Below are 16,609 nucleotides of genomic sequence, written 5' to 3' on the forward strand. Positions count from 1 at the left end.
CTTTTCCCTGGCGGTCACACGATTTAAGAGGCGGTATCATTGTCTACGGGTAATTTGGATTTCGAACAGTTCCGGGTCTTCCTGGAAAAGGCCTGTGGCATATTGCTCGGTGAAAACAAGCAGTACCTGGTATCCAGCCGTCTCAACAAACTGATGGAGCAGCAAGGCATCAAGTCCCTCGGCGAGTTGGTGCAACGGATCCAGGGCCAGCCACGCAGCGGGCTCAAGGAGATGGTGGTCGACGCCATGACCACCAACGAAACCTTGTGGTTTCGCGATACCTATCCGTTTGAAGTGCTCAAGAACAAGGTGCTGCCCGAGGCGATCAAGGCCGCTCCCGGCCAGCGCCTGCGCATCTGGTCGGCCGCCTGTTCGTCGGGACAGGAACCGTATTCGATTTCGATGTCCATCGACGAGTTCGAGCGGACCAACATGGGCCAGTTGAAAGCCGGGGCGCAAATCGTGGCCACGGATTTGTCCGGCACCATGCTCACCAACTGCAAGACCGGCGAGTACGACAGCCTGGCGCTGGGGCGCGGGTTGTCCCAGGAGCGCTTGCAGCGTTTCTTCGATCCCAAGGGAGCAGGGCGTTGGGCGGTCAAGGCGCCGATCAAGAGCCGGGTGGAGTTTCGTTCGTTCAACCTGCTGGACAGTTATGCCAGCCTGGGCAAGTTCGACATGGTGTTTTGCCGCAACGTGCTGATCTACTTCTCGGCCGAGGTGAAGAAAGACATTCTGTTGCGCATCCACGGCACCCTCAAGCGTGGCGGTTATCTGTTCCTGGGGGCGTCCGAGGCGCTGAACGGTTTGCCGGATCATTACCAGATGGTGCAGTGCAGTCCTGGAATCATTTACCAGGCCAAGTGACGAGTGCTTGGACAAAAAGGGAGGCCTGCACAGGCCTCCCTTTTTTTATGGCCGCAAAGCGGCAAGCCCTCATTGCCGCTTTACTGGCGTTTCGCGGAAACCCTTTGCCGCTTTTCTGGCATTGCCGCCGGCAATTCCCTCGCAAACCCTTGATTTACGGGGCTCAAGCAACTTGGCATGGCCCTTGCTAAATCCTTGTTACGAAAAGCAGGTCAGCCCCTAAAGGTTTCCGCCATGAGCATCAGCTTCGATAAAGCGCTCGGTATCCACGAACAAGCACTGGGCTTTCGCGCCCAGCGTGCCGAAGTCCTGGCCAACAACATCGCCAACGCCGACACCCCGAACTACAAGGCTCGGGACCTGGACTTCTCTGCCGTGCTCGCCGCCCAGCAAGACAAGACCAAGAACGGCACCTTCGCCCTGAACATGACCAACAGCCGTCATATCGAGGCGCAAGGCCTGGGCAATGGTGACGAGTCGCTGCTGTATCGCACGCCGATGCAACCGTCGATCGACCAGAACACCGTGGACGCCCAGTTGGAGCAATCGGCCTACGCCGAGAACTCAGTGAACTTCCAGGCCAGCTTCACCCTGCTCAACAGCAAATTCAAAGGGCTGATGTCAGCCCTGCGTGGAGAATAAGCCATGTCCCTCGCCAGTGTTTTCAATATTGCCGGTAGTGGCATGAGTGCGCAGACCACGCGCCTCAACACCGTCGCCAGTAACATCGCCAACGCCGAGACCGTGTCTTCGAGCATTGACCAGACCTACCGCGCCCGGCACCCGGTGTTCGCCACCATGTTCCAGGGCGGCCAGGGCGGCCAGAGTGGCAGCGGCGATTCGCTGTTCCAGAACCAGGATGCCGCAGGCCAGGGCGTGCAGGTGCTCGGTGTGGTCGAAGACCAGAGCAACCTCGAAGCCCGCTACGAGCCGAACCACCCTGCCGCGAACGAAAAAGGGTACGTGTACTACCCCAACGTCAACGTGGTCGAGGAAATGGCCGACATGATTTCCGCCAGCCGCTCGTTCCAGACCAACGCGGAAATGATGAACACCGCCAAAACCATGATGCAGAAGGTCCTGACCCTGGGTCAGTGATAAGGGGCGCCAAATAATGGCCATTGTTGATACCAGTTCGACGAACACGGCAGTCCAGGACCTTTTTAATTCCAAGGTCAAGACGGCGACAGATAACACCAGCGTCGGTGACGCCGCCAAGTCGGCGACGGGCAACCAGGCGATGGGCAAGGACGCGTTCCTGCAATTGCTGGTGACCCAGCTGAAAAACCAGGACCCGCTGTCGCCCCAGGACAATGGCGCGTTCGTCGCACAGTTGGCGCAGTTCAGCAGTCTGGAAGGCATCAACAACCTGAATGACTCGGTGAATGCGATTTCCAGCAACTTCAGCTCCTCCCAGGCGCTGCAGGCTTCGTCGCTGGTGGGGCGTTCGGTCATCACCCAGACCGACAAGGCGATGGTGGATACCAGCAAGAGCATGACCGGTTCCGTGGCGGTGACGGCGGCGACGGGCAACGTCTCCGTCAAGATCACCGACAAGGATGGCAACGTCGTTCGCACCATCGACATGGGCGCCCAGAGCGCCGGCAACTCCAGCTTCGTCTGGGACGGCAAGACCGATGCGGGTGAGACGGCGCCACCCGGCACCTACACCTTCAATGCCACCACCAAGAATGACAAGGGTGACTCGGTGGCCCTCGCCACCTCGCTGCCGGCAACGGTGACCAGCGTAACCCTGGGCACGAACGGCGCTGAAATGGTGCTGAACCTGGCGGGCGGCCTGGGCAGTATCAAGCTGTCGCAAATTCAGACTATCGGTACATAGAGCCGGCTAAATACGGCAAAAGGAGAGAACAATGTCTTTTAACATCGGCCTTAGCGGCCTCTATGCGGCCAACAAACAACTGGACGTGACGGGCAACAACATCGCCAACGTCGCGACCACCGGCTTCAAGTCGTCCCGTGCGGAATTCGCGGATATCTACGCGGCTTCCAAGCTGGGTACCGGCCAGAACAGCATCGGCAATGGCGTGAACCTGGCGGCCGTGTCCCAGCAGTTCACCCAGGGTGACGTCAACAACAGCGGCGGCACGCTCGACATGGCGATCCAGGGCGGCGGCTTCTTCGTGCAGAAGGGCAGCGACGGTTCGCTGGAATACACCCGCAACGGTGCGTTCCGGGCCGACAAGGACGGCTACATCACCAACAACACCGGCACCTCGCGCCTGCAAGGCTACGCAGCGGATGCCGATGGCAACATCCAGAAGGGCGGCTTGACCGACCTGCAGCTCAACCTGTCGTACCTGCCGCCGAAGGCTTCGAGCAAGGTGGATTCCACCAGTAACCTGAACTCCTCCGAGACGGCGATCGACCAGACGGCGCACCCGTTTGATCCGACCAAATCGGACAGCTTCACCACTCAATATTCCACCACGCTGTACGATACGCAGGGCAACGCGCATCCGATGGTGCAGTACCTGGTGAAGACCGACTCCAACACCTGGAAGTCCTACACCCTGATCGATGGGCGCAACCCTGACGGCTCGCCGATCAGCGGCACCGGTACTGACGTGAAAGCGCCAGTCGCCTCGACGCTGTCGTTTGACACCTCCGGCAAGCTGACCGGGATCGTTACCCCGCCAGCCACCGCTTCCAATACCACCCTGACCATTTCCGACTGGAAGCCGGGCGGCCTGGTCAATGGTGTCTGGACGCCTAACGGTGCGGCCGCCAACGCAGACGGCGTGGCCGTCAACATGGGGAACATCACCCAGTACAACTCCGCCACCTACCGCAACCCGCCGACCACCGATGGCTACGCCACCGGGCAAATCACCGGGCTGAAAATCGACGGCAGCGGCGTACTGTTCGCCACGTTCAGCAACCAGCAGAGCAAGGCCATCGGCCAGATCTCCCTGGCCAGCTTCAACAACGAGCAGGGCCTGCAGCCAGCCGGCGGCACCACCTGGAAAGAAACCTTCGCGTCGGGCCAGCCGGGTTTTGATACCCCGCAAGTCGGTACCCTGGGTTCGATCGTGGCCAACTCCCTGGAGAACTCCAACGTCAACCTGACCAACGAGCTGGTGGACCTGATCAAGGCCCAGAGCAACTATCAGGCGAACGCCAAGACCATCTCCACCCAAAGCACCATCATGCAGACCATCATTCAGATGACCTGATGTTGTCGCTTTAACTCGCTTTACCGAAAAGCCCCTCGCGTGAGGGGCTTTTTTTTGGACGTTCAGATAACGCCTATAGGCGGGGGCGTCACAGGCGGATACACGACTGTCGGAACGGTACAAGGCCAGCCGGGCGATATCTGGAGCGGATTCAGTCAGGGCTCCGGCGGCAACTGCATCACTGTTTCAGCGATAACGTCGCCATGATGCACGTCGGCCAGAAGCCCACCGATGTTTTCAAAGAGGTGAAATACCTGCGCGAATCGCGACGGTGTTGTTCCAGGCAAAAGAAAACCCCCGATACGCCGTAGGCCTATCGGGGGTTTTTCAACCTTGGGTGGTTAGACCCAGGGTGTGCTCAGCTTATTGGCAAGCTTCGCAATCCGGCTCGTCGATCGCGCAGGCTTTAGGCACTGGCGCCGGGCCGGCAGGTGCGGCGAGAACCGAATCATCACCGTGGTTGCCGCCGCTGGAAACAGCGTTCAGCTTGCCGGTGTTGATGGTCGACTTCTCGGTGCTGGTGGCAGCCAGGGCACGGAGGTAGTAAGTGGTTTTCAGGCCACGGTACCAGGCCATGCGGTAGGTCACGTCGAGCTTCTTGCCCGATGCGCCGGCGATGTACAGGTTCAGCGACTGAGCCTGGTCGATCCACTTCTGGCGACGGCTGGCGGCGTCGACGATCCACTTGGTGTCCACTTCGAAGGCAGTCGCGTAGAGCTCTTTGAGTTCTTGCGGGATGCGCTCGATCTGCTGCACCGAACCGTCGTAGTACTTCAGGTCGTTGATCATGACCGAGTCCCACAGGCCGCGGGCTTTCAGGTCGCGAACCAGGTACGGGTTGATCACGGTGAATTCGCCCGACAGGTTCGATTTCACATACAGGTTCTGGTAGGTCGGTTCGATCGACTGCGACACGCCAGTGATGTTGGCGATGGTGGCGGTCGGTGCGATGGCCATGATGTTGGAGTTACGAATGCCTTTCTGCACACGGGCACGTACCGGCGCCCAGTCCAGGGATTCGTTCAGGTCAACGTCGATGTACTTCTGGCCACGTTGCTCGATCAGGATCTGTTGCGAATCCAGCGGCAGGATGCCTTTGGACCACAGCGAACCCTGGAACGTCTCGTAGGCTCCACGCTCGTCGGCCAGGTCGCAGGAAGCCTGGATCGCGTAGTAGCTGACCGCTTCCATGGACTTGTCGGCGAACTCGACTGCAGCGTCCGAACCGTAAGGAATGTGCTGCAGGTACAGCGCGTCCTGGAAGCCCATGATGCCCAGACCGACCGGACGGTGCTTGAAGTTGGAGTTCTGCGCCTGGGGTACCGAGTAGTAGTTGATGTCGATAACGTTATCGAGCATGCGAACGGCGGTGTTCACGGTGCGTTCCAGCTTGGCGGTGTCCAGCTTGCCGTTGACGATGTGGTTCGGCAGGTTGATCGAGCCCAGGTTGCAAACGGCGATCTCGTCCTTGTTGGTGTTCAAGGTGATCTCGGTGCACAGGTTCGAGCTGTGGACCACGCCCACGTGCTGCTGCGGGCTGCGCAGGTTGCACGGGTCTTTGAAGGTCAGCCATGGGTGGCCGGTTTCAAACAGCATGGAGAGCATTTTGCGCCACAGGTCTTTGGCCTGGATGGTCTTGAACAGCTTGACCTTGCCCGGGTATTCGGTGAGGGCTTCGTAGTACTCGTAGCGCTCTTCGAAAGCCTTGCCGGTCAGGTCGTGCAGGTCCGGTACTTCGGATGGCGAGAACAGGGTCCACTTGCCGTCATCGAAGACGCGCTTCATGAACAGGTCAGGGATCCAGTTGGCGGTGTTCATGTCGTGGGTACGACGACGGTCATCACCGGTGTTCTTGCGCAGCTCGATGAACTCTTCGATGTCCATGTGCCAGGTTTCCAGGTAGGCACATACAGCGCCCTTGCGCTTGCCACCCTGGTTCACGGCTACGGCGGTGTCGTTCACTACTTTGAGGAACGGTACAACGCCCTGGGACTTGCCGTTGGTGCCCTTGATGTACGAACCCAGCGCACGCACCGGGGTCCAGTCGTTACCCAGGCCGCCAGCGAATTTGGACAGCATGGCGTTGTCGTGGATCGCGTGGTAGATGCCCGACAGGTCATCCGGCACGGTGGTCAGGTAGCAGCTGGACAGCTGTGGACGCAGGGTACCGGCGTTGAACAGGGTCGGGGTCGACGACATGTAGTCGAAGGACGACAACAGGTTGTAGAACTCGATGGCACGGTCTTCTTTCTGCTTCTCTTCGATCGCCAGGCCCATGGCCACGCGCATGAAGAACACTTGCGGCAGTTCGAAGCGGATCCCGTCCTTGTGGATGAAGTAACGGTCGTACAGGGTTTGCAGGCCCAGGTAAGTGAACTGCTGGTCGCGCTCGTGGTTGATCGCCTTGCCGAGTTTTTCCAGGTCGAAGGTGGCCAGGATCGGGTTCAGCAATTCGAATTCGATACCCTTGGCGATGTAGGCCGGCAGGGCCTTGGCGTACAGGTCGGCCATCTCGTGGTGGGTGGCGCTGTCGGCGACTTTCAGGAAGCCCAGGCCTTCGGCACGCAGGGTGTCCATCAGCAGGCGCGCGGTGACGAACGAGTAGTTCGGCTCACGCTCGACCAGGGTACGGGCGGTCATCACCAGTGCGGTGTTGACGTCGGTCAGGGCCACGCCGTCGTACAGGTTCTTCAGGGTTTCGCGCTGGATCAGGTCGCCATCGACTTCTTCCAGGCCTTCGCAGGCCTCGGTGATGATGGTGTTCAGGCGGCCCAGGTCCAGCGGTGCAAACGTACCGTCGGCCAGGGTGATGCGGATCGACGGGTGAGCTTGTACGGCAGCTTCTTCGGCCGGGGAACGTACGGCACGTTCCTTGGCGCGCGAGTCACGGTAGATCACGTAGTCGCGGGCGACTTTCTGCTCGCCGGCACGCATCAGGGCCAGTTCGACCTGGTCCTGGATTTCTTCGATGTGAATGGTGCCGCCCGATGGCATGCGACGCTTGAAGGTTGCGGTGACCTGTTCGGTCAGGCGGGCAACGGTGTCGTGGATGCGCGACGAGGCAGCAGCGGTGCCGCCTTCAACTGCAAGAAACGCTTTGGTGATCGCGACGGTGATTTTGTCATCGGTGTAAGGAACGACAGTGCCGTTACGCTTGATCACGCGCAATTGGCCGGGCGCGGTGGCGGACAGATCCAGGTTTGAATCAGCGGCCTGCGGCACGGAGCCCTGCGGGTTCTCGCGAGTTGTGTCGGTTTGCATGGGGGGTTGTCTCCACATTCTATATTTATTTGGGCACCATCACGGTGCCCACCGTTCCGTCCTGAAGCACTTACAACAGGCCAGGGGCCTGGCATAACAACTTCGGGACAGGAGGAAGGGAGCTGTTCGCGCCGCTTCCATGCCGAAGTCTTCGGTTACAAGCCTTGGGGCTCTTTACCGTATTCCTGGTGGGTGACAGTTTCGTACTGCAACACCCGTACCGTTTTCGCCTGATCGGGGCAGAAAGCGGCTGCCATCCGCGTGCGCGGTTTGGTCTTCTGAAAAAGGCTTAAGTTCACCAAACAGGAGCAAGAAAGAGCTTGAGTTTCTTGTCTGATTTGTGTTTGGTCTTTTCGCTGAAAACCCTACATGTAGGGTTTTTTTGGCGACGACCTACAAGATAATGCGTTTTGGGGGGCTTAGCAACGGACTACCTGTGGATAACGCTGTGGGTAAAATGTGTATGAAACGTGGAATGGCCGTGTAGGCCGCAGTACTGCTGCATTGCGCCGTTTGTCACCGAATATTCCGAGGTAAAAACAACCGGTTGGATTTTTGCGGGCGCGAACCCTATCACAAAAAAACACGATGTCCGAACGCATTTGCGCGCTTGTGGCAGAGGGCCGGCCCGTTGCTACAATCGGCGGTTATCCATACAGTTTATGCCTCGCCTACATGACAACTGTAGGAGCGGGCTTGCCCGCGAAGGACGTCAACGATGACGCTGGAAACCTGAATAAGCGCGGCGCCCTCGAGTTTTCTCGGGCAAACCCGCCCCTACAATAATTAGAACCGAGGTAACGCATGGAGCAAGAAGCCTGGCAGGTATTGATTGTCGAGGACGACGAGCGACTGGCCGAGTTGACCCGTGACTACCTGGAGAGCAACGGCTTGCGGGTGTCGGTGGAAGGCAATGGCGCCCTCGCGGCGGCGCGGATCATCGCCGAGCAGCCGGACCTGGTGATCCTCGACCTGATGTTGCCCGGTGAAGACGGCCTGAGCATTTGCCGCAAGGTGCGCGAGCGCTACGACGGGGTGATCCTGATGCTCACCGCGCGCACCGACGACATGGACCAGGTGCTGGGCCTGGACATGGGCGCCGACGATTACGTGTGCAAACCCGTGCGTCCACGCCTGTTGCTGGCACGCATCCAGGCCCTGCTGCGGCGCAGCGAAAGCGTCGAGCCGGCACTCCCCGAAAAACAGCGGCGCCTGCAATTCGGCCCGCTGGTGGTGGACAACGCCCTGCGTGAAGCCTGGCTGCATGAGGGCGGCATCGAACTGACCAGCGCCGAATTCGACCTGCTGTGGCTGCTGGTGGTGAATGCCGGGCGGATCCTGTCCCGGGAAGAAATCTTCACCGCCTTGCGCGGTATTGGCTATGACGGCCAGGACCGCTCCATCGACGTGCGCATCTCGCGCATCCGCCCGAAAATCGGCGACGACCCGATTCACCCACGCCTGATCAAGACCATTCGCAGCAAAGGCTACCTGTTCGTCCCCGAAGCTGCGGCTGACCTGACGCCGTGAACTCAATCTTCCTGCGCATCTACGGCGGCATGTGCGCGGCGCTGATTCTGGTGGCGTTGCTCGGCGTACTGGCCTTGCACCTGCTCAATGAAGTGCGCAGCGGCCAGTACCGCGAGCGCCTGGCCCACGGCACCTTCGCGCTGATGGGCGACAACCTGCAACCCATGAGTGCCATCGAGCGCCGCCGTGCCCTGGCAGTGTGGGAGCGCTTGCTGGGTATCCCGCTGCAATTGCAGACCGTGGCCGAGGCGCACCTGGACCTGACCCAGCGTAGCCGTCTGCAACGCGGCCAGGTGTTGGTGGAGCAAACCGGGCCTCACGCGGCCAGGGTGCTGCGCTTGGTCAGTGACCAGGAGCAACTGTTGCTGACCGGTGAAGTGCAGCAAATCAGCGAACAACTGGCCCGTGCGACGATCTACCTGCTGGCCGATGAACTGGTGCGTTTCCCGGTGGCGGAGCAACCGCAGAAACTCGCAGACCTGAAGGAAGCCAAGGGCTTCGGTTTCGAGATGCACCTGGTGATGCTCAATCAGGCTGATATGGACGAAGACCAGCGCCGCCGCGTGTCCGAAGGCGATACCGTGATGGCCCTGGGCAAGGGTGGGGATTCGATCCGGGTATTTGCCGGCATGGTCGGCACGCCGTGGGTCCTGGAAATCGGCCCGCTGTATCAGATGAATCCGTACCCGGCGCAATGGCTGATCCTGATTGCGCTGATCAGCCTGACCTTGATCGGTTTGATCGTCTATCTATTGGTGCGCCAGCTGGAGCGGCGTCTGAGTGGCCTGGAAGCCGCCGCCACGCGCATTGCCAAAGGCAGCCTGGAAGTGCGGGTGCCGGCCCGCGGTGCCGATTCGGTGGGGCGCCTGGCGGCAGCGTTCAATGGCATGGCCGAGCACCTGCAACGCCTGTTGGCAATTCAGCGCGAACTGGTGCGGGCGGTGTCCCACGAACTGCGCACTCCGGTGGCGCGCCTGCGGTTCGGCCTGGAGATGATCGGCGACGCGGCCACGCCTGAAGCGCGGCGCAAGTATATGGAGGGCATGGACAGCGACATCCAGGACCTTGATGGCCTGGTGGACGAAATGCTCACCTATGCGCGGCTGGAACAGGGGGCGCCGGCACTGAATTTCCAGCGGGTCGACCTCAATGCGTTGCTGGATCAGGTGATTGATGAACTGTCACCGCTGCGCCCGGAAATCAACGTGGCGCGGGGCATCTGCCTGTCCTCGGCACATTGGGACGATGCATGGGTGGAGGCCGAGCCGCGTTACCTGCACCGTGCCCTGCAAAACCTGGTGAGCAACGCCATGCGCCACGCCCAGGGGCAGGTGCTGATCAGTTACCAGGTGGGCCAGGTGCGTTGCCGCATCGACGTGGAAGACGACGGGCCGGGCGTACCGGAAAGTGCCTGGGAGCGGATTTTCACGCCGTTCCTGCGCCTGGATGACAGCCGGACCCGCGCGTCGGGTGGGCACGGCCTGGGGTTATCCATTGTGCGGCGGATCATCTATTGGCACGGCGGCCGGGCGTTGATCAGCAAGAGCAACAATTTGGGTGGCGCATGTTTCAGCCTGAGTTGGCCACGGGATCAGGAGAAGGTCTAGGCCTGGACGGCCACCAGGCTCAACAACTGCCCCTCATCCACCGCAAACTGCGCCTCCAGTTCCTTGCCATGGCACCATTCTGCGGACAAGTCCGTCAGCAACCGCAGCCGCGCATGGCCGGTATCCGACCACTCCAGCAACTCGGCATGCTCAAAATAAAAGCGCTTCTGCACGATCGGGTAGAGCGCCTTGAACAGGCTCTCTTTCGCCGAAAACGTCAGCGTCACCAGTTGCGCAACCTGCTCCCGCGGCCCGGCGGCCATGCGCAGCAATTCATCCGGTGTGAGGATCTCCCCGGCCAGGCGTTCCGCCCGCTCCAGGGCCAGCAGGTTCTCCAGGTCCATCCCCAGCCCGCGCCACTGTGACTTGTGGGCGACGATGGCCGCTGCATGGCCGGTGCTGTGGGTGATCGAACCACTGATGTGCGCGGGCCAGACCGGCGCGCGGTCCTCGCCGATCGCCGGTACGCAATCCAGCCCGTCCAGCTGTTGCAGGGCCGCGCGGGCGCACAGGCGACCGGCCAGGAACTCCGCCTGCCGCTTGGCCACCGAACGCTGGATGCTCGCGGGTGGCGGCACGGCGCTGCGCTGGAAATCGCCGATGGCCAGCAGGGCCGGGTCAAAACGGGTGCTCAGCAAGACCGTGCCGGGCAAGGCATCGGGCAACGGCCAATGGGCGTCAAGTGGGGTGCAGCAGGCGGGTAGGGAATTCATGCCGGGTATTTTGCCGAGTTGCAGGGCCGCTGGATAGCCTGCGGCCGGGGATACGTAAATAACTCTTTACACAGTAGCCGGCCTCGGTTCAGCCCAGGTTCAGAGAGTGTTCAGGGGGAGTTCAGGGGCGTCTGCGTAGTCTGGCCCCGTACCCAAAGCCCAAGCGTATGAGGTAGCACCATGACTGCGATCAAGAAGCTGATGTTGGCCTTAACCATGCTCAGCGCCACCGCTGGCGTCCAGGCCTCTGATTCGAGTTTCGCGGGTTTCTCCAAGGAGAAGAGCAAAAAGCCCTACAGCCTTCTCCAGCGGGTGAGCTTCGAGGATGCCGGTGAACAGGCGGCTCCATGGGGCCAGTCCCTGGGCCAGCACACCCCGCAGTCAGACTACCGCGTGGGCAACGAAAACCTGTCAGGTCACTTCAACGGCAGTAAATTGCGCCAGCAAGACCTGCAGGGCCGCTATGATATACCCCAGTTGGAAAGTTGATTTGCCTTGGAGAGCTTTATGAAATTGCTGGTTGTCGAAGATGAGGCGTTGCTGCGCCATCACCTGTTGACCCGCCTTACCGACAGCGGTCACGTGGTCGAGGCCGTCGCCAACGCCGAAGAGGCGCTGTACCAGACCGGGCAATTCAACCACGACTTGGCGATCATCGATTTGGGCCTGCCCGGCATGGGCGGCCTGGACCTGATCCGCCAATTGCGCGCCCAGGCCAAGACCTTCCCGATCCTGATCCTGACCGCCCGTGGCAACTGGCAGGACAAGGTCGAAGGCCTGGCAGCGGGTGCCGACGACTACGTGGTCAAGCCGTTCCAGTTCGAAGAGCTGGAAGCGCGGATGAACGCACTGTTGCGCCGCTCCAGCGGATTCACCCAATCCACCATCGTCGCCGGGCCGTTGCTGCTGGACCTCAATCGCAAGCAGGCGTCCCTCGACGAACAGCCACTGGCGCTGACCGCCTACGAATACCGCATCCTCGAATACCTGATGCGGCATCACCAGCAAGTGGTCGCCAAGGACCGCCTGATGGAACAGCTCTACCCCGATGACGACGAGCGTGATCCGAACGTAATCGAAGTGCTGGTGGGCCGCCTGCGCCGCAAGCTGGAAGGCCCGGCGGGTTTCAAGCCGATCGACACCGTGCGTGGCCTGGGCTACCTGTTCAATGAGCGCTGCCGTTGATTCGCTCGCTACGTGTACGTTTGATGCTCGCGGCCACCATCCTGGCCGTGCTGTTTATGCTGGCCTTGTTGCCGGCCATGCAGGGCGCCTTCAGCCTGGCCCTGCAGGACTCCATCGAGCAGCGCCTGGCGTCGGATGTCACGACGCTGATTTCGGCTGCCCGGGTTGAAAACAATCGCCTGCTGATGCCCGCGCAGTTGCCAGACGAGCGTTTCAACCTCACCGACAGCCGCCTGCTGGGCTACATCTATGACCGCGAAGGCCATCTGGTCTGGCGGTCGCGCGCCACCCAGGAAGAAAACATCAACTACAAGCCGCGCTATGACGGGCGCGGTAACGAATTTGCGCGGATCCGCGAGGCCAACGGCCAGGAATTTTTTGTCTATGACGTCGAGGTCAAGCTGCTGGGCGGCAAGAGCGCGGCGTTCAGTATCGTCGCCCTGCAACCGGTGCGTGAATACCAACTGACCCTCGAAGGCCTGCGGGAAAACCTCTACCTGGGCTTCGGCGCCGCCTTGCTGGTGCTGCTGACCCTGTTGTGGCTGGGCCTGACCTGGGGCCTGCAGGCGCTGCGCCGGCTGAGCCAGGAACTGGATGAAATCGAAGGCGGTACCCGGGAAAGCCTCAGCGAGCAACACCCGCGCGAGCTGCTGCGCCTGACCGGCTCCCTGAACCGGTTGCTCCACAGCGAGCGGGAGCAACGCACCCGTTACCGCGATTCCCTGGATGACCTGGCCCACAGCCTGAAAACCCCGTTGGCGGTGCTGCAAGGCGTGAGTGAAGACATGGCCCAGCGCCCCGAAGATCGGGACCAGGCCTGGGTACTGCAATCGCAGATCGAACGCATGAGCCAGCAGATCAGCTACCAATTGCAGCGCGCCAGCCTGCGTAAAAGCGGCCTGGTGCGCCACCAGGTGCGGCTGGAGCCGGTGCTGCAAAGCCTGTGTGACACGCTGGACAAGGTTTATCGCGATAAGGGCGTGAAGGTCGCCTTTGAATTGCCGGACGAATGCGACGTGCCGATCGAGAAGGGCGCCTTGCTGGAACTGCTCGGCAACTTGCTGGAGAACGCCTATCGCCTGTGCCTGAGCGAAGTGCGCATCACCTTGCAGGAAAGCCTGGAGGGCACCGAGTTGTGCATCGAAGACGATGGCCCCGGCGTGCCGCCGGACCAGCGTGCGCGCATCCTGCAGCGGGGCGAGCGGCTCGACCGCCAGCATCCGGGGCAGGGGATTGGCCTGGCGGTGGTCAAGGACATCATTGAAAGCTATGGCGCCCGGCTGACCCTTGGGGATTCACCGCTGGGTGGGGCTGCGTTCAAGATCCACTTCCCGGCTGTTTGATCTTTATTGGCTGTGCCGGCCTCTTCGCGAGCAAGCCCGCTCCCACATTCGATGGCATTCCCAAGGTGGAACTCGGTCAAATGTGGGAGCGGGCTTGCTCGCGAAGAGGCCAGTCGCATCAATACACACCTAGGTTTCTTGTGCTCTATAGGCCCCCGGCGTCAACCCGGTCCACTTCTTGAACGCCCGATGAAACGCCGACGGTTCGGAAAACCCCAGCTGCTCGGCGATTTCCTGCAACGACAAATCCGCCCGCCCCAAATGATAGATCGCAATGTCCCGGCGCAACTCATCCTTGAGCGCCTGAAAGCTGGTGCCTTCCTCCCGCAAATGCCGACGCAGGGTCTGCGGGCTGATATGCAGGTGCTGGGCGACGGCTTCGAGGTCGGGCCAGGGCGTGCGGTCGCGGCTCAATAGGCGGCGCAACTGGCTGCTCAGGCTGTCGCCTTCATCCGGCCGCGACAGCAGGTCGGCCGGGGAGCGTTCGAGGAAATGCTTGAGGGTGCGCTCGTCCTGCAACAACGGCAGGCTCAGGTAGCGGCTGGGGAACACCAGGCTGCTGGTGGGCGCCGCGAATACCTGTGGGCAGGGGAACAGCAAGTCGTACTCACCGGCGTGGGGCGGCGTCGGGTAGCTGAAGGTGGCCTGGTGCAGGCGGATGCGCTGGCCAATCAGCCAACTGCCGAGGCGGTGCCAGATCACCAGCAGGCATTCGCTGAGGAAGTGATCCGGGTCCCAGAGTTGCGAATCGTCCAGGCTCAGGCGGGCCATTTCCCCTTCACGTGTCAGACGCCAGCGCGGACCCTGCGGGAATAGGCTATAAAATAATAAGCCGCGTTCCAGAGCCTTCTCCAGGGTGCGGCAGTGAATCAGCGCGTGGCACATCATAGCGAAGGTGCCGCGCTTGCTCGGGCCTTCGGCGAAGCCCAGGTATTCGTCATCCAGCGCCAGCCACAGCATTTGCAACAACTGGGTGAATTGCTCGGGGGCGATGCGGGCGCGGGGCTCGCTCAGCAGTTCCGCAGTGATGCCGACCTGCTGCAGCAGGCCCGAATAATCGTAGCCGGCCCGGCGAGCACCGCCGAGGGCGGCTCGGGCGTAGTGACTGGCGATGGTTCGTTCACGCATGAGGGGCCTCGTCCATTGAGTGGCGGATGTTAGCCACCCCGGGCGGGTGCAACAAGGCGGATATCCGCCAAATTGTAGGACGAGATCAGGTGAGCAGGCGGAAATCCGCCACTGTCTGTAGGCATAACCTTAAGCTGGAAATCGCCCGAGCGCTGATCTCTAAAGGCCTTCAGGGAGTTTCAGCAGAAGTGGCACGACGCTTGCGATACAGAGCGCAGGGAGACCGCCTCGAGCAGGCTCTCAAACAACAAATCCCTCCAGTGCAGGAGGGTTCGCAATTCAAGTGTCGTGGGCAATGGCGGATATTTGCCACACGGGACGATTGAGGAACTTTGCAATGACGACTCGTCAGCCACTGTACAAATCCCTGTATTTCCAGGTGATCGTTGCAATCGTTATCGGTATTTTGCTCGGTCACTTCTACCCGCAGACCGGCGTGGCCCTCAAGCCACTGGGTGACGGCTTTATCAAGCTGATCAAAATGGTCATCGCCCCGATCATCTTCTGCACCGTTGTCAGCGGCATCGCTGGCATGCAAAGCATGAAATCGGTCGGCAAGACCGGCGGCTACGCGCTGCTGTACTTCGAAATCGTCTCCACCATCGCCCTGCTGATCGGCCTGGTCGTGGTCAACGTCGTGCAACCGGGCGCCGGCATGCATATCGACGTGGCTACCCTGGACGCCTCCAAAGTCGCGGCCTACGTGACTGCCGGTGCCGACCAGAGCATCGTTGGCTTCCTGCTGAACGTGATCCCGAACACTATCGTTGGCGCGTTCGCTACCGGTGACATCCTGCAAGTGCTGATGTTCTCGGTGATCTTCGGTTTCGCCCTGCATCGCCTGGGTGCCTACGGCAAGCCGGTGCTGGACTTCATCGATCGTTTCGCCCACGTGATGTTCAACATCATCAACATGATCATGAAGCTCGCGCCACTCGGTGCCCTGGGCGCTATGGCGTTCACCATCGGTGCCTACGGTGTAGGTTCGCTGGTGCAGCTTGGTCAGCTGATGATCTGCTTCTACATCACCTGCATCCTGTTCGTGGTGCTGGTGCTGGGCGCCATCTGCCGCGCACACGGCTTCAGCGTCCTGAAACTGATCCGCTACATCCGTGAAGAACTGCTGATCGTACTGGGTACTTCCTCGTCCGAATCCGCACTGCCACGCATGCTGATCAAGATGGAACGCCTGGGCGCCAAGAAGTCGGTAGTCGGCCTGGTTATCCCGACTGGCTACTCCTTCAACCTGGACGGTACTTCGATCTACCTGACCATGGCTGCCGTGTTCATCGCCCAGGCGACTGACACCCATATGGACATCACCCACCAGATCACCCTGTTGCTGGTACTGCTGCTGTCGTCCAAGGGCGCTGCTGGCGTGACCGGTAGTGGTTTCATCGTACTGGCCGCTACCCTGTCGGCTGTTGGCCACCTGCCGGTTGCCGGCCTGGCGCTGATCCTGGGTATCGACCGCTTCATGTCCGAAGCCCGCGCACTGACCAACCTGGTTGGCAACGCTGTTGCAACCCTGGTTGTGGCCAAGTGGGTCAAGGAACTGGACGAAGACAAGCTGAAAGTCGAACTGGCTTCCGGTGGTCGCGGTATCTCCGACACCCGTGAAGAAGACGACCTGGGCGTGGCCGAAGGCCCGGCTCCAACTGCCGTCAAGTAAGGCTGCAGCGTTTGTGAAAAACCCATCTTCGGATGGGTTTTTTTATGCCTTCGGGAAGCATCAGTCACTTCGGATGATGGTTTATGTGATTGCCGCCGACCGCCGG

Annotated in this window: 14 protein-coding genes; 11 read left to right on the forward strand and 3 right to left on the reverse strand. The window is 60.8% G+C overall.

The features are described from left to right. Positions 1 to 39 precede the first annotated feature (39 nt). The 5 genes from cheR to flgE all read left to right on the forward strand — a co-directional run bounded on the left by cheR (position 40) and on the right by flgE (position 4,064). Entirely contained in the window at positions 40 to 867 is an 828-nt protein-coding gene (gene cheR / locus HX814_RS04080) for a protein-glutamate O-methyltransferase CheR (protein WP_177008427.1), read from the forward strand. 234 nt (positions 868 to 1,101) lie between these two features. Next, complete coding sequence (flgB, locus tag HX814_RS04085) at positions 1,102 to 1,509, forward strand: flagellar basal body rod protein FlgB (RefSeq protein ID WP_003214246.1); 408 nt, start codon at positions 1,102 to 1,104, stop codon at positions 1,507 to 1,509. Between the two features lie 3 nt (positions 1,510 to 1,512). Then, positions 1,513 to 1,965, forward strand: a complete 453-nt coding sequence (gene flgC, locus HX814_RS04090) for a flagellar basal body rod protein FlgC (protein WP_003214244.1) — start codon at positions 1,513 to 1,515, stop codon at positions 1,963 to 1,965. A 16-nt stretch (positions 1,966 to 1,981) separates the two neighbouring features. After that, on the forward strand, positions 1,982 to 2,710 hold the full coding sequence (flgD, locus tag HX814_RS04095) for a flagellar hook assembly protein FlgD (RefSeq protein WP_177008426.1): 729 nt from the start codon (positions 1,982 to 1,984) through the stop codon (positions 2,708 to 2,710). Positions 2,711 to 2,741: 31 nt separating this feature from the next. After that, positions 2,742 to 4,064, forward strand: a complete 1,323-nt coding sequence (flgE, locus tag HX814_RS04100; RefSeq protein ID WP_003214240.1) for a flagellar hook protein FlgE — start codon at positions 2,742 to 2,744, stop codon at positions 4,062 to 4,064. A gap of 363 nt (positions 4,065 to 4,427) precedes the next feature. On the opposite strand, the gene HX814_RS04105 is transcribed toward flgE, so the two are convergent. After that, complete coding sequence (locus HX814_RS04105) at positions 4,428 to 7,325, reverse strand: ribonucleoside-diphosphate reductase subunit alpha (protein WP_008435294.1); 2,898 nt, start codon at positions 7,323 to 7,325, stop codon at positions 4,428 to 4,430. Positions 7,326 to 8,129: 804 nt separating this feature from the next. Here HX814_RS04105 and HX814_RS04110 point away from each other — a divergent pair. Beyond that, entirely contained in the window at positions 8,130 to 8,855 is a 726-nt protein-coding gene (locus HX814_RS04110) for a response regulator (RefSeq protein ID WP_087692787.1), read from the forward strand. Next, positions 8,852 to 10,462: an ATP-binding protein gene (locus HX814_RS04115; RefSeq protein WP_003214234.1), complete on the forward strand. Its 1,611-nt coding sequence runs from the start codon at positions 8,852 to 8,854 to the stop codon at positions 10,460 to 10,462. Before HX814_RS04110 ends, HX814_RS04115 begins: the two co-directional genes overlap by 4 nt. Here the strand turns inward: HX814_RS04115 and HX814_RS04120 are convergent. Beyond that, the gene (locus tag HX814_RS04120) at positions 10,459 to 11,175 is read right to left on the reverse strand and encodes a 4'-phosphopantetheinyl transferase (protein WP_003214232.1); all 717 of its coding nucleotides are present in this window, start codon (positions 11,173 to 11,175) and stop codon (positions 10,459 to 10,461) included. The two genes, HX814_RS04115 and HX814_RS04120, sit on opposite strands and share 4 nt — an antisense overlap. A 180-nt stretch (positions 11,176 to 11,355) precedes the next feature. Between HX814_RS04120 and HX814_RS04125 the strand changes: the two genes are divergently transcribed. The 3 genes from HX814_RS04125 to HX814_RS04135 are packed head-to-tail and all read left to right on the forward strand — an operon-like array spanning position 11,356 to position 13,703. Continuing rightward, positions 11,356 to 11,664, forward strand: coding sequence for a hypothetical protein (locus tag HX814_RS04125; RefSeq protein ID WP_003214230.1), 309 nt, complete (start codon positions 11,356 to 11,358; stop codon positions 11,662 to 11,664). An 18-nt stretch (positions 11,665 to 11,682) separates the two neighbouring features. Continuing rightward, positions 11,683 to 12,360, forward strand: coding sequence for a response regulator transcription factor (locus tag HX814_RS04130; RefSeq protein ID WP_003214228.1), 678 nt, complete (start codon positions 11,683 to 11,685; stop codon positions 12,358 to 12,360). Then, positions 12,357 to 13,703: an ATP-binding protein gene (locus HX814_RS04135; protein WP_023659245.1), complete on the forward strand. Its 1,347-nt coding sequence runs from the start codon at positions 12,357 to 12,359 to the stop codon at positions 13,701 to 13,703. Before HX814_RS04130 ends, HX814_RS04135 begins: the two co-directional genes overlap by 4 nt. 129 nt (positions 13,704 to 13,832) lie before the next feature. Here HX814_RS04135 and HX814_RS04140 read toward each other — a convergent pair whose 3' ends face one another. After that, positions 13,833 to 14,831 (reverse strand): AraC family transcriptional regulator, encoded by a 999-nt coding sequence (locus HX814_RS04140; protein ID WP_003214223.1) that lies wholly within the window; start codon positions 14,829 to 14,831, stop codon positions 13,833 to 13,835. A gap of 337 nt (positions 14,832 to 15,168) precedes the next feature. Between HX814_RS04140 and HX814_RS04145 the strand changes: the two genes are divergently transcribed. Beyond that, entirely contained in the window at positions 15,169 to 16,503 is a 1,335-nt protein-coding gene (locus HX814_RS04145; protein WP_008435307.1) for a dicarboxylate/amino acid:cation symporter, read from the forward strand. The last annotated feature ends 106 nt before the right edge of the window (positions 16,504 to 16,609 follow it).

The organism is Pseudomonas sp. C8002 (genome assembly GCF_013385765.1).
Lineage (GTDB): Bacteria > Pseudomonadota > Gammaproteobacteria > Pseudomonadales > Pseudomonadaceae > Aquipseudomonas.

Coding starts and splice junctions, on each gene's coding strand:
- flgB (WP_003214246.1), top strand. CDS start 1,102: ATGAGCATCAGCTTCGATAAAGCGCTCGGTATCCACGAACAAGCACTG.
- flgC (WP_003214244.1), top strand. CDS start 1,513: ATGTCCCTCGCCAGTGTTTTCAATATTGCCGGTAGTGGCATGAGTGCG.
- flgD (WP_177008426.1), top strand. CDS start 1,982: ATGGCCATTGTTGATACCAGTTCGACGAACACGGCAGTCCAGGACCTT.
- flgE (WP_003214240.1), top strand. CDS start 2,742: ATGTCTTTTAACATCGGCCTTAGCGGCCTCTATGCGGCCAACAAACAA.
- HX814_RS04105 (WP_008435294.1), bottom strand. CDS start 7,325: ATGCAAACCGACACAACTCGCGAGAACCCGCAGGGCTCCGTGCCGCAG.
- HX814_RS04110 (WP_087692787.1), top strand. CDS start 8,130: ATGGAGCAAGAAGCCTGGCAGGTATTGATTGTCGAGGACGACGAGCGA.
- HX814_RS04120 (WP_003214232.1), bottom strand. CDS start 11,175: ATGAATTCCCTACCCGCCTGCTGCACCCCACTTGACGCCCATTGGCCG.
- HX814_RS04125 (WP_003214230.1), top strand. CDS start 11,356: ATGACTGCGATCAAGAAGCTGATGTTGGCCTTAACCATGCTCAGCGCC.
- HX814_RS04130 (WP_003214228.1), top strand. CDS start 11,683: ATGAAATTGCTGGTTGTCGAAGATGAGGCGTTGCTGCGCCATCACCTG.
- HX814_RS04140 (WP_003214223.1), bottom strand. CDS start 14,831: ATGCGTGAACGAACCATCGCCAGTCACTACGCCCGAGCCGCCCTCGGC.
- HX814_RS04145 (WP_008435307.1), top strand. CDS start 15,169: ATGACGACTCGTCAGCCACTGTACAAATCCCTGTATTTCCAGGTGATC.